This window comes from Photobacterium sp. (assembly GCF_033720175.1).
In the GTDB taxonomy this organism is placed as follows: Bacteria; Pseudomonadota; Gammaproteobacteria; order Enterobacterales; family Vibrionaceae; genus Photobacterium.
This window is the reverse complement of record NZ_JAWWDA010000005.1, coordinates 16,708-29,260: the sequence shown is the minus strand read 5'-3', so window position 1 is coordinate 29,260 and position 12,553 is coordinate 16,708. Positions and strand designations below refer to the sequence as shown.

Here is a 12,553-nt window from a genome sequence, read left to right as displayed (position 1 = left end):
AAAAAATAAGATAGACAATCAGCGCGTTTTAGTCAATGGGTAAAGACGCATTTTTTTAAATGTTATTTTTGTAGGTATCAAGAGGTAGCCAGTGTTGAAAAATAAAGTCGACCAACGCCTGAGTACGTTCTGAAAGCAGTTTTCGTTGTGGATGCAGCATAAAGACATCTGAACCTTCCATTTGCCAGTCGGGCAACAACTGCACTAACTGTCCGTTTAGAAGCGACGATTTCGCGTACCATTGAGGCAAACGAGCAATACCCAAGCCGGCAATGGCGGCATTATAAATACATTCCAGCTCATCGGATTGAATTCGAGCATTGGGGCTTAGCCTAAATGTATCAGCTTCAGTCTGTGTAAATACCCAGCGTTGTTTGGGGTTTGGTGAAAGCAGATCATAGCAGCTTAGTTGGTTGGGGTGGGTCAATCCCGGTTTGTTTTGTAAGTAGCTCGGTGTTGCGCACAGTACCGATGGACTGTGTGACAGTTTACGTCCTACCCAGTCTGAGGCTGGCTGGTGACCAAATCGCAGCGCGATGTCGATGTCACCACGCAGATAATAATCATTTTGGTTACCCAATTGAAAACGGATCTGTACTTGGGGATGCTGTTTGGCAAACTCTAACGCAATCGGTCCAATCTGATGCTGAAGCGGAATGATCGGGGCATTGATGACAATAAGTCCGGAAAAGTCTTCTTTTTCTTTATCGACATTTTCCAGACGCAGGTGAATATCATCAAACAGCGATGAGAATTGCTGTACTAACAGTTGCCCGTCTTTTGTCAGACTCAACTCTTTGGCATGTCGCAGCAGTAACTTACGTCCGGTATCTGATTCTAGCTGTTGGATTCTGCGACTAAGAGTACTGGTAGGGACAGCCCTTTGCCGGGCGGCAATGGCAAAGCTGCCAGCCTTCACTACAGATAAAAAAAGGTCTAAGTCATCAAGCTTCATTTAATGATCCCATATTTGGAATGATGAGACTCATTATATCCTGTTTTCGAATCGGTTAAGTTGTTTTAACATTGTTTATTTATGGGGGAATGTATGTCACCTAAGACAATTTTTGCTAGCGTTGCGCTCGTTATCGCTTTGGGTTCCTTAGAAAAAAGTATTGTCACAACCCCTTTGCCTATTATTGGGCAAGAACTAGGGGCGGGGCAGGCGCTCACTTGGGTGGTCACGGCTTATTTGCTAGCCGCAACAGCGGTATTGCCAGTCTATGGCAAGTTAAGTGATATGTTCGGTCGCGTAAAAATGCTCAATAGCAGCATATTTCTATTTGTTGGCGGCTCTGTGGCTTGTGCATTGTCACAAGATTTAACGACATTGATTGCTTCACGGGTGCTGCAAGGGATCGGTGGTGGTGGCTTGATTGCCTTAGCATTCACGGTGATCGCCGATAGTATTCCTGCCCGTGAAGTGGGTAAATATCAGGGCTATATCTCTGCGGTTTATGCGGTATCCAGTATTGCTGGCCCGATGCTGGGGGGGTATTTTGCTGAGCATTTGAGTTGGCGCTGGGTGTTTTGGATTAATATTCCGCTGGGAGGCCTGGCTTTATGGATGATCAATAAAAACCTCAAGCACCTTAATACCGGGCGTAAGTCTAAGTTTGACTGGAAAGGTGCAGGGTTGCTAATGACCACAACGACCTTGCTGCTGTTACTTATTTCACCTGAATCGACTATCGATATGGGAGTCATAGGCGGCGCTCTGGCTGCGACGGTGATGCTATTGGTCTGGGTTGAGCGAAAAGCAAAAGATCCCATTCTACCCGTACGGCTGGTTTTTTTACCGGGGTATTTGGTGAGTGTATTGCTGATGCTCTGCTCACAACTGCTGATGTTTGCGGTATTGGTTTATCTGCCATTACAAATGCAGTGGCAAAAGGGTATGACGGCATCCGGCAGCGGTCTGGTGATGATGATCTTTATGTGCAGTATTACCGCAGGGGCGTATTTCGGTGGTAAACAAATTGCAAAGAGAGGCTATTATAAACCCTTTGTTGTCGTTGGTTTTTTATTGGCAACCTTAGCTTTGTGGCAACTTCATGCTGATGTGTTACTGCCGTTCGCTTTGGCGTCAGCAGGTCTCGGGTTAGGATTTACGTTACCGGCATTGAGTGTGGTGGTTCAGAATGTGTTGCCAGCAAGAGATCGTGGCATCGGAATGTCGTTATTTGGCTTTGGCCGGGAACTGGGTGGGGCGATTGGTGTTGCGATTTGTTCAGCGCTGTTTCACAGTAAGGTTCCGACCTTGATCACGGAAGGTAGTGACGGTGCTTTAGCGCACTTTGACTCAACAATATTAGAGCAAGGCTTCAGCTTAATCTATGCAGGTATGGCGGTGGTCGCTGTGGCGGCATTACTCATGGCGGTCTTCGCAATGAAGGCGCAGTCACTGTCGAGTGAAATCGCCCGTCATTCGGTGAAAGATAAGTAATAGGAATTGAAGTCGATATAGCCCAGTGAACAGCATTGGGCTACATTCTAACTTTCTTCTTTTAAGCCTTTCGATTATTTGATGATTTTTAGCATTTGTTTGAAGCGCTCGCCTTCCGCGATAGATTGCAACTCAAATAGCGCCATTTCCGTGCAAGTAAGGTTGATTCCGGCGTGCTGCATTTTATCTAGAGCAAGCTGTTTGTTTTGCGGGGTCCGTGAAGATACGGCATCGCTAATCACTTCGACATGGTAGCCGGCGTCATGTAAATCTATCGCTGTTTGATACACACAAATGTGGGCCTCAATACCGGTCACTAACACGTTTTTACAATCTGTTGCTTTGAGTGCAGCAGCAAATTCCGGGTTACGATAAGCACTAAAGGTGCTTTTAACTACAGGTTTTTGCAGTTCGATATTATCCGTAATCTGAGAAATAGTTGTTCCGAGTTTGTCCGGCAATTGTTCTACCCAAAGGGTAGGTAGTCCAAGGATATTTGCGCCTTTGACCATGGTTTCAAGATTACCGAACAGTGCCTCTTTCTCGTCCATGATCTGTGCCAGTTTACCCTGAACATCTATAATCAGTAGTGCCGTATTAGTGGTATCAAGCATAGTGGGATCCCCTTGAAATAATCAGCTAAACAGGTCCCAGCATAATCGCTTTTTTCTGTTATGCAATTAGACGTTAGCTATCTGTGAATAAGCACAGAATACATTGAGCAACAATACTTCAATCCCGCTGTTTAAACCCTGAGTATTCAATACCGGCTAATCTTGCCATCTCATGATCCCATGTTGCCAAATCATCTTTATTAAATTGATTTAAGTGGCGGTGGCCACAGGCTCTTGCCATTACTTGCATCAGTTCGGTTGAGGCGGCAAAAAAATTAGCCAGCTGTTTGGCCGCTTTGTCGGGATTTAACTTCTGGCGTAAATCCTTTTTCTGCGTCGTGATACCTGCCGGGCAATTATTAGTATTACAGATACGAGCAGCCACGCAGCCGATCGATTGCATGGCGCTGTTAGCAATGGCAATGCCATCGGCACCCAATGCCAGGGCTTTGATAAAATCACTGGGCACCCTTATGCCACCAGTGATGATCAGAGTGACATAGTCTGTCATGCCTTGCTTATCAAGAAAGTAACGGGCACGCGCTAAAGCCGGAATGGTAGGCACGCTGATGTGATCCCTAAATAATTGCGGGGCCGCTCCCGTACCACCGCCACGACCGTCAAGAATGATATAGTCTGCGCCAGCTTCGAGAGCAAATCCCATGTCACGTTCGATATGGTTAGCACTGAGCTTGAATCCAATGGGGATCCCGTTGGTGATTTCCCTGACATTATTAGCGAACTCGGCGAAATCCTTCACGGTTTTTAGATCGGTAAATGTAGGAGGGGAAATTGCGTCAGTCCCCTCTGTTAATCCACGTACTTGCGCAATTCTTCCGACATTCTTGGCTGCAGGAAGGTGACCGCCTGTCCCCGTTTTAGCTCCCTGTCCTCCTTTAAAGTGAAATGCCTGTACCATTTTCAGTAATTCCTCGTGGTAACCAAATTTGGCGCTGGCCAGTTCATAAAAATAACGGCTGTTAGCTTGTTGCTCTTCTGCGAGCATACCGCCTTCACCTGAGCAGATCCCCGTTCCGGCCAGCTCAGCCCCCATAGCTAATGCCGTTTTGGCTTCTTCCGAAAGCGCACCAAAGCTCATGTCAGAGACAAAAAGTGGTATATCAAGCACTAATGGTCGTTTTGCTTTCGGGCCTATAACCAGTTCGGTACCCACTTTCGTCTCTTCCGGTAATGGCTTGGCGGCCAGCTGCGCCACCATGATTTGGATGTCATCCCACAGGGGCAATTGGTAGCGTGGCACTCCCATGGCCGTCATAGGGCCGTGGTGGCCCAATGTTGACAGGCCTTCCCGAGCCAGTTGATGAATGAAAGCGACTGTGGGCTCTTCCTTTGTTGCGGTGGCAACTGGCATCTCATCATGACGACTTAGTACACCTGGACCTTCTTTACCGATATCACTTACTGAGAATTGCCGATGAGTGCCATCACAGAAAGGGGCATTTTGAGTATGTTTACAGGCACATAAGTATTCTTCACTGCTTTTATCCGCTTTAAAAGCCTTTGGGGTCATACCTGTACCTTGATGAGAGCCATCACAAAATGGTTGGTTGGCTGAACGGCCGCAAGCACAGAAGTGATACTCCTCGCCCGCATTAAGGTGAACTTTGAGCGGACGGTTATTGGCCACAATCGGTTTAGTCATCACTCGACTCCTGTTTAAATTGTGTGATGTACGCACAACGCCATTTCGTGTTTTTTGATTTCGTACGTATCGGATTGAGTATGGAGGAGGAGGGCAGATTTTGCCTGTACGAACTAAATGAGGGATTGTTCAAAATAATAGAACAAAGTGTTCCAAAACGACGTGTTTAAAAAATGACAGGAGCGGAGTACAGTAGCGTTCAACAATTTGATGGCATGCTATATATCCAAGTACCTCAAGATACAGTGGAAGTTCTGAATCTCACATCATGAGGGGTTGGGTATCGGATACACACAATGAATAAGTATAAAAAAGTAAAGAGTGTAATGAATGTGATGATTTATGCCGCAGGCATAGTCGGGGTGGCGTTTATCTTGCCGGCTTGTATTGGTTTTGTTTTGTCAGAGTTAGCACCATCTGTTCTTCTTCACTTTCCCTAATGGCTGATGGGGAATTAGGGCGCATTAAGGCAATATCAATCAGTTAGAACGGTCTTCAGTACGGAGGTTATTTTATACCAGCTATCAGTGTATTGTAGAGCTTTCCGGTTCTGATGGTCCTCTACTTTAATGCTTTGTAACGTGATACCTCTTTACAGCATCGAAAAATAGCGGAACAATGGACCGGCATTTCTTTAGTAACCTTTGAATGAGATTATGGCTGAAAAAAAAGCGAACCCATTTACTGATTTGATCTTTAACGTCATTGTACCGTCTGTCATTCTGATGAAATTGAGTGGTGACGACCATCTTGGCTCGGTTGGTGCGCTTGTTATCGCATTAGCATTTCCTGTTGTTTTTGGTGGCTACGAACTGATCCGATTCAAAAAGTTTAATTTTATTTCATTGCTAGGCTTTGTCAGCATCTTGCTTACTGGTGGTATAGGTCTGTTAGAACTGGATACCAAGTGGTTAGCCGTTAAGGAAGCCCTGATCCCTGGCTTAATTGGCTTGGGGGTATTTATTTCAACCTACACTAAATATCCTGTTGTCAGTAAGATGCTTTTAAACGATAACGTTTTAAATCTTCCTTTGATCAGGGAAAAATTAGCGATGAATAACAAGCAAGATCAATTTGATCGTTGTCTTGTACAGTCTAACTATTTATTTGCCAGCACGTTTATTTTCTCGTCGGTGATGAACTATATCTTAGCTACCACGATTGTAACCAGTCCTTCCGGCTCTGCGGCTTTTAACGAAGAACTCGGAAAGTTAACCTTAATGAGTTATCCGATGATAGCGATTCCATCAATGCTCATGATGATGGGCATTTTTTATTTCGTCTGGCGCAAAACTCGCCAGATGACACAGCTTGAATCAGCTCAGATCTTTAAAGCTCAATAATCAGCAAAAATCCGGAACCAATTGGTTCCGGATTTTTTATTCCAGAGTTCACCTTTCGTATTAATTCCACGTGCAAAACGCTCTGAATCGCTCAGATACTCCGCCCTCTATTGCATAAGAAATACTTCGTTGCCGCAGAGCCATCTGTAAGTGAGCGAAGGAACGGTCTTTTTGAAATTACACTCTAAATCAAATGCTTATTAATATAATCCTGCCGGCTTAGCGGGTGATGGCGTCTTATAGTTGAGACTATATGGGGTTTACATAGACACTCTGGAAGAATCGGTAATACTTTACTAAGAACACCACCGGGGTGTTCTTAATTTTCCTGTGGTGGGTTATGAAGTTGTTTTCAGGTTTTCTATCACTTTGTCTGGTCACGGCTTGTACTTCTCAGGAGCCTTTTCATGATCAGTTAAGCCAGCAAGGCCAGTTTGTGCAAGACAAGTGCTATAGCACATCGACATACAGCTTATCAGAGTCTTTTGACGAATTTATCCATGAACGTCAGCAGGAGCTGAGTGTACTGCGCCCAGAGCTGACAGATGAAAACTATGATCAGTTAGATTTTGCCCTAAAATATTTTTCAGCTCAGTGGGATGAATTGAGTTCAGAGCGGGACATGGCATGTGAACAACGTGCCACATGTGAGTTTTTCCAAACTAAAAACGCCAAGAAGCAAGGCTATGCTCAGGATATCTGCGAAAGTACAGATTTTAAATACAATGTAAGCAGAGCCAAGATCATTACTTTTTTCAGTGATATTGAGCAACTACAGCTGCAAAGAAACGAATAAACCTGCCATAGAAGCCAATAAACCTCGCTCAGAGAGTGACTGAGCGTCCCCAGTTCAGCCTCAATGAGCTTAAAAGGGAGTAATCATTCCGATACTTATTGTGTTTGAACTGAACTCGTTGAGCTGCTCTGACTCCTCCATATTGAGATCACTTGAGCATAGATTGCGCAGTGTTGAATCTACTTTTACTCCGTGATGTCTTGTATACTGATATTTAAGATAATACCGATTGGTATCACGCCGTATAGACTACTCATCGGATTCAATAAGAGCCTAGTGTGCCTGGTATAAAATATGTGACTTTTCTCTCGGCGAGAGTTGGAACTGGAATAAATAATGAAGTTAATTACTGTTGATTGCCCCCACTGTGGCAAGGGGGCAGATATCGCGGCTCAATCATTGTCAAATACGGTGAGTTGTGACCATTGCAATAAACCATTGTTAGATGGGAAGCCTGTGGAAGCGAATGCAAATAATTTTGAGCAGCTGATCCTGAGCCCTAAACCTGTTGTGGTGACTTTTTGGGGAGCGAACTGTACGCCATGCAATATGTTTAAGCCCATTATTGAAAAAGTGGCGGCTGAACGTAAGCAGCAGTTACGTTTTTTAAGAGTGAACAGCCATCAGCACAGGGCGCTGGCTTCACGATATCGAGTCCGAGGTGTTCCAACGATTATTGTGTTCAAGAAAGGTAAGCAGCAGGCTGTTCTGAATACCGCCTTACGGAAAAAAGAGTTTGGACAGTGGCTTGATGATGTATTGCCTTCCTAAAGAACCTGACCTGAAACGTTCTAGTTACTTGATTATACGCGTTCCCTAACATGTTTTTATACCCGCTATCACATTCCCATCGTATACACAAATTTCGATGGTGACTAAATAGTGATTTTGAAAAAGAGCCGTTTTGAGATATAACGGTGTTGAAAGATACATTTATTACAGAAAGTGAAAGGAGGATAATATGGCTACTAGCCGTAAAATTAGTAAAGAACGTCTTGCTCTGAAATTATCTCTAGCTGGTACTGTTTTAGTTGCCAGCCTGGGTATTGGCTATGGATTGTATGTTGATTCTAATGCCATTTTGCTTGACGGTATGTTTTCATTTCTAAGTATGGGTATGACGGGTTTAAGTCTGTATACCGCGTATTTAGTCTCCAAACCTGATGACAGGCAGTTCCAGTTCGGCTATGCGCATATCGAACCGCTTATTAATGTCATCAATGGCTTGCTCATCTTAATTACCTGCTTGTTCGCTTTCATTAGCGGTGTGCAAACCATTGTCAAAGGCGGTCATGATATTGTCCTGGAACACGCACTGACCTATGCAGTGCTATCAACCATTTGTTGTTTTGCTATTTACTATACAGAAACCCACATCGCTAAAAGTGTGGATTCAGAACTGGTTCGTATCGACTCACAAGAATGGTTAGTCGATGGCATACTGAGTGCCGCCATCTTAGTTGGTTTCATTATGGTGGTTATTTTTGACTCAATGGGTTATTCCCGTTGGAACGCTTATGTTGACCCAATCCTCGTCTCCACTCTTTCTATTGCGGCATCAGTTTTACCGATTAAGGTGTTACGTCGTAACATTCGAGAGGTGTTATTGGTTGCGCCGAAAAATAAGGCGCAGCGTCACGTCGATCGTGTGATAGAAGCCCTTTCAAAAAAATATCACTTTGATGGTTATACACACCACTTTGCTAAAATCGGGCGTCAGTATGATCTTGAAATCAATATTTTGGTTAAAGATGATGCAAGATGGACAACTAAGCGGCAGGATCATATTCGCCAGCTGTTATGGGATGAGTTATCCGATGATCTAGGTGAAACCTGGTTGTCAGTTAGCTTTACAGGGCAGGAACGATGGTTGTAAGCGGCATCATTTTCCAGTGATCTGAATTACTCGTTGTGAGTAGTTTGATTATAGACAGCGGCTTCGGCCGCTTTTTTGTACTTGATCATCCAATCATCAGTCGTAAGCTAATGTCAATTTCTGCTAAAGTTAGTGTGTATAATACAAAGATATGACTTTAAAGGACTCGCTGCTTGAAAAACAGGCCATTTTTTATCACAATCTGACAAGTCATTTGTGCAAGATTAAGCCAAGTAAGGTATCTTCTTTTCAAGTCTAAAAATTGTTTTTAGTGAGAGACATTTTTTAGACCGTAACTTAACGTTTTAGGCTGACCATGAGCTGAATATGGTATCAGTCATTTGTAACCGAGACTGTATAAGGTTAAATTATGGAAACCGTGTTAGTTCTGGCCTTTATCATTGGTGCTGTTTACATCATTGTAAAAGAGAAAAAGTGTACCAAAGATGTAGACCGTTCACGTGATGCACTTTAGCTTCTAAGGTCCTATCTGGCGTTTTGACGCTGTTCTATCGAATATGATTAATTTCTTAATCGTATTTTTCTGCTGTTTCCTTTGCTGCCGTTCTCTATATGACCTTTTTGCAAAGGTACGTTGATTTCTGAGCTTCTCTCCTCTCTGGTTATACGGGTTATTTTATTTATCTACGCTATACGGTATAACCATTGTTTATACTATTTCGGTAACTTTTTTTTCTTTGAAAATTTTTTGAACTAAGGCGTGATCTGTGTCGCTAACTTATTGAAATAATTGCTTGTTAATAATCTTGCTAATGAATATGGTTAACGAATATATGGAGATAAAACTTAGTTATATTACATAGCTTAAGTTCAGCTAATTTACAGACGGATATGAAGAAATGAGCGCGTTCACAAAGATAGCCCATTTTAAAACGGAGCTTTATGCACTCGCATTTGTGATTGGCTTAGCTTTTCTTTTTTCACTATCGACTGGATACTTTTCCAGGCTACAGCTTTCCTACGTTATTCGTACAGATTCTAAAGAGTTACTTCAGACCTATTCAATGAATTTTGCTGAACTTCCAGCTGTTTTGGGTAAGTTATCGGAAAAGTTTCAATTAGATTGTGGGGCTCTGGATGAGCATCAACTGCAGCATATTGCTTACAATGATTATATTATTCGACGTATTACCCTACAAACGCGAAATGGCAAACAATGCACCAGCTTTAAAGGCGCTGATACAGAGAGCCGTCTGACGCCCTTAATCAAAAATTTAAGTTCAAATATTTCGCTATGGGTGACATCAGAATCCCGTAATGAACAAAATATATTGGTGACTGAGTGGAAAGATGAACGAGGGACGATGCTGGTCCATATGGAGCCTTTGGTATCAGATACTCTTCGCAATAAATATTGTGATGATTGTATACTGAGCTCAATGTCATCGATAGACAATCCCACCGTTTCTTTCTGGCGTGGTGACGCATTTCTGCTGTCAAAAGAACCATTGTTCAGTTCAGAATTTGTTAACGGACTCCGGCTGAATACATTTGTTAAAACAGAGTTACTTGATAGGTATGAAGATAACCTTTGGCTACCTTTGTTTCTGTTCGGTGGTGCGATGGGAGGGCTATTTATTTTTCTTTATCGTACAGCGATAAGAAAAAAAATGTCACTACATTCTTTGGTAGAGCAGGGAATAGCAAAGCGAGAGTTCGTTCCTTATTATCAACCGATAGTGAATGTCGCCACAAATTCACTGTATGGCTGTGAAATGCTTGCTCGGTGGAAGCGTCCCGGACAGGATATGATATCGCCGATGGAATTTATTCCTTATGTTGAAAAAAGTGGTCAAATACTCCCGATCACCGAACAATTGATGGAAAAAGCCATTAATGAGATCGGTAAGTTAAACTGGCACGTCACTAAGCAAATTATAAGTATTAACGTAGTGCCTGATCAGTTAGAGAGTCTTGAAGTTATCGAAAAATCACTCGATTTATTACGAAACTCAGATCTGGAACCCACTCAAATAGCGTTTGAAGTGACCGAACGTAAACGCTTTAATAATTTGGCTATTGCATCAGATGTTATTGAGCACCTGCGACTTAAGGGTGTTGATGTTAAGTTGGATGATGCCGGTACAGGGTATGGGGGCTTTAGCTATATTCAGCAACTTAATATCCGCAGCCTGAAAATTGATAAAATGTTCGTCGAAAACATCGGAACATCGGATATCAAGCTGTCTTTGCTTGATTCAATAATTGCTTTTGGTAAAGAAGCCGGAATGGAAATGATTGCGGAAGGGGTTGAAACCGAAGAACAATCTCAGTATTTGGCCGATCAAGGGGTTAATTTGCAGCAAGGGTTTTATTTTGGCCGGCCGATGATTTTCAGAGACTTTGCCTATTTCAGTAAAACGATGGCGTCACATAAAAATGACAATCATCATATGGGAAATCAAATTGTCTGTATTGATTAAACGGAGAAAGGTGAACCGATTTTCTTTGAGCTCACCTTTGTTCAACAGCTCCGCTTACTGATCTCGGCAACGTCTATTAAGCGTTCTTATCTCGCCATGACTGAGTCAATCGGTTGATATCATTCTCTGTTTCTTGCCACATTCTGGTCTTGATCAGATCGCGGTATTCGCCAGTTGGCTTTTTCAACAGCGTATCGAGTAGCTGTACCTGGGTTTGGGGTAACCCATCTAAGGCCTCAATAGCACCGTCACGGTTGTTACACAACATTACCATGTCACAGCCAGCACGTTGTGCTGCAATGGCTCTTTCACTGTAACTGCCCAGGACATCGGCACCTTTCATATTTAAATCGTCAGAAAAAATGACTCCGGTGAAGCCGAGTTCCCCACGCAAAACATCTTTCAGCCAATAGTCTGAACCGCTTGCGGGTTTGTCATCAAAAGCCTCGAAGACCACATGGGCTGGCATCATGCCATCGAGAAGGTTTTGTTCGATTAGGTGCTGAAAGACAGTCATATCGTGTTGCTTTATTGTCTCTCGTGGATCGACAGGGGTCTCTAGATGAGAATCCGCAATGACACCTCCGTGTCCTGGGAAGTGTTTGCCTGTCGCTGCCATTCCTGCCTGTCTCATGCCCTGAATAAACTGGCTGGCATACTTTATTATTTGTTTCGGATCGTCGGAAAATGCGCGATCACCAATGGCCTTACAGTCAAAGCCTAAATCTAAAACAGGGGCGAAGCTGAGGTCAATATCCATAGCAAGCAGTTCTGCTGCCATTATCCACCCTCCTTGTTTTGCCAATTCAATTCCATTGTCCTGCTCGGCAAAAGCTTTTGCCGGTGGAAGGTGAGTGAATTCATGACGAAAGCGTTGAACACGGCCGCCTTCCTGATCAACGGCAATAAGAAGAGGGCGTTTGGCTGTTTGGCGGATATCTTTTGTCAGAGCACGTAATTGAGCTCGATTGTGATAATTGCGTGCGAACAAGATGATCCCTCCAACAGTAGGATGCTGGATAATTTCACGTTCTTCAGCGTTAAGTTCACAGCCTGAGACATCGAGCATTAAAGGGCCCATGGGTTGCTCCGAAGTTTATAAATTGGGGATATAGATAACAAAAAGCTTAACTTACCATAGCTTGAGATAACCGCAATTTGAAAAGTGTAAATACAGGTCACGGTGATCAGTATCCTCGCTTGGATAGATACCTTAGACGGAATTATATGAGTTAACTGTTTCCACATATCAACACTGGGTTGATGGTAATACAGAATGCTTAACGATAAAAAATATACAGATTGCAGTCATGTTGAAAAGTGCCTGTTTTGTGTGAGATCGATCATCTTCTCAAGAAATTGCATGCAACA

11 protein-coding genes are annotated in these 12,553 nt (G+C 43.3%); 7 read left to right on the top strand and 4 right to left on the bottom strand.

Annotated elements, in window-relative coordinates:
• Positions 1-55 precede the first annotated feature (55 nt).
• A complete protein-coding gene (locus tag R3289_RS07095) occupies positions 56-955 on the bottom strand; it encodes a LysR family transcriptional regulator (RefSeq protein WP_318924816.1) in 900 nt (299 codons plus the stop codon).
• 93 nt (positions 956-1,048) lie between these two features.
• On the opposite strand from R3289_RS07095, the gene R3289_RS07090 reads away from it, so the two are divergent.
• On the top strand, positions 1,049-2,446 hold the full coding sequence (locus tag R3289_RS07090; RefSeq protein ID WP_318924815.1) for an MDR family MFS transporter: 1,398 nt from the start codon (positions 1,049-1,051) through the stop codon (positions 2,444-2,446).
• Between the two features lie 74 nt (positions 2,447-2,520).
• Here R3289_RS07090 and R3289_RS07085 read toward each other — a convergent pair whose 3' ends face one another.
• A complete protein-coding gene (locus R3289_RS07085; protein WP_318924814.1) occupies positions 2,521-3,060 on the bottom strand; it encodes a hydrolase in 540 nt (179 codons plus the stop codon).
• 118 nt (positions 3,061-3,178) lie between these two features.
• A complete protein-coding gene (locus tag R3289_RS07080) occupies positions 3,179-4,723 on the bottom strand; it encodes a glutamate synthase-related protein (protein WP_318924813.1) in 1,545 nt (514 codons plus the stop codon).
• A 296-nt stretch (positions 4,724-5,019) separates the two neighbouring features.
• Here R3289_RS07080 and R3289_RS07075 point away from each other — a divergent pair, with 296 nt between their 5' ends.
• From R3289_RS07075 to R3289_RS07050, 6 genes are all read left to right on the top strand, one after another.
• Positions 5,020-5,163: a hypothetical protein gene (locus R3289_RS07075; protein WP_318924812.1), complete on the top strand. Its 144-nt coding sequence runs from the start codon at positions 5,020-5,022 to the stop codon at positions 5,161-5,163.
• A 216-nt stretch (positions 5,164-5,379) separates the two neighbouring features.
• Positions 5,380-6,066: a VC0807 family protein gene (locus R3289_RS07070; RefSeq protein WP_413466685.1), complete on the top strand. Its 687-nt coding sequence runs from the start codon at positions 5,380-5,382 to the stop codon at positions 6,064-6,066.
• Positions 6,067-6,406: 340 nt separating this feature from the next.
• Entirely contained in the window at positions 6,407-6,862 is a 456-nt protein-coding gene (locus R3289_RS07065) for a hypothetical protein (RefSeq protein WP_318924809.1), read from the top strand.
• A 336-nt stretch (positions 6,863-7,198) separates the two neighbouring features.
• Complete coding sequence (gene trxC, locus R3289_RS07060; protein WP_318924808.1) at positions 7,199-7,633, top strand: thioredoxin TrxC; 435 nt, start codon at positions 7,199-7,201, stop codon at positions 7,631-7,633.
• 190 nt (positions 7,634-7,823) lie between these two features.
• Entirely contained in the window at positions 7,824-8,738 is a 915-nt protein-coding gene (locus R3289_RS07055; RefSeq protein WP_318924807.1) for a cation diffusion facilitator family transporter, read from the top strand.
• Between the two features lie 860 nt (positions 8,739-9,598).
• Positions 9,599-11,182 (top strand): EAL domain-containing protein, encoded by a 1,584-nt coding sequence (locus tag R3289_RS07050; RefSeq protein ID WP_318924806.1) that lies wholly within the window; start codon positions 9,599-9,601, stop codon positions 11,180-11,182.
• Positions 11,183-11,258: 76 nt separating this feature from the next.
• On the opposite strand, the gene nagZ is transcribed toward R3289_RS07050, so the two are convergent.
• The gene (gene nagZ / locus R3289_RS07045; RefSeq protein WP_318924804.1) at positions 11,259-12,263 is read right to left on the bottom strand and encodes a beta-N-acetylhexosaminidase; all 1,005 of its coding nucleotides are present in this window, start codon (positions 12,261-12,263) and stop codon (positions 11,259-11,261) included.
• Between the last annotated feature and the right edge of the window lie 290 nt (positions 12,264-12,553).

Excerpts from the sequence above, each read along its gene's own strand:
- R3289_RS07085 (WP_318924814.1), bottom strand. The coding sequence starts at position 3,060 with ATGCTTGATACCACTAATACGGCACTACTGATTATAGATGTTCAGGGT.
- R3289_RS07050 (WP_318924806.1), top strand. The coding sequence starts at position 9,599 with ATGAGCGCGTTCACAAAGATAGCCCATTTTAAAACGGAGCTTTATGCA.
- trxC (WP_318924808.1), top strand. The coding sequence starts at position 7,199 with ATGAAGTTAATTACTGTTGATTGCCCCCACTGTGGCAAGGGGGCAGAT.
- R3289_RS07095 (WP_318924816.1), bottom strand. The coding sequence starts at position 955 with ATGAAGCTTGATGACTTAGACCTTTTTTTATCTGTAGTGAAGGCTGGC.
- R3289_RS07075 (WP_318924812.1), top strand. The coding sequence starts at position 5,020 with ATGAATAAGTATAAAAAAGTAAAGAGTGTAATGAATGTGATGATTTAT.
- R3289_RS07065 (WP_318924809.1), top strand. The coding sequence starts at position 6,407 with ATGAAGTTGTTTTCAGGTTTTCTATCACTTTGTCTGGTCACGGCTTGT.
- R3289_RS07055 (WP_318924807.1), top strand. The coding sequence starts at position 7,824 with ATGGCTACTAGCCGTAAAATTAGTAAAGAACGTCTTGCTCTGAAATTA.
- R3289_RS07080 (WP_318924813.1), bottom strand. The coding sequence starts at position 4,723 with ATGACTAAACCGATTGTGGCCAATAACCGTCCGCTCAAAGTTCACCTT.
- R3289_RS07070 (WP_413466685.1), top strand. The coding sequence starts at position 5,380 with ATGGCTGAAAAAAAAGCGAACCCATTTACTGATTTGATCTTTAACGTC.
- R3289_RS07090 (WP_318924815.1), top strand. The coding sequence starts at position 1,049 with ATGTCACCTAAGACAATTTTTGCTAGCGTTGCGCTCGTTATCGCTTTG.
- nagZ (WP_318924804.1), bottom strand. The coding sequence starts at position 12,263 with ATGGGCCCTTTAATGCTCGATGTCTCAGGCTGTGAACTTAACGCTGAA.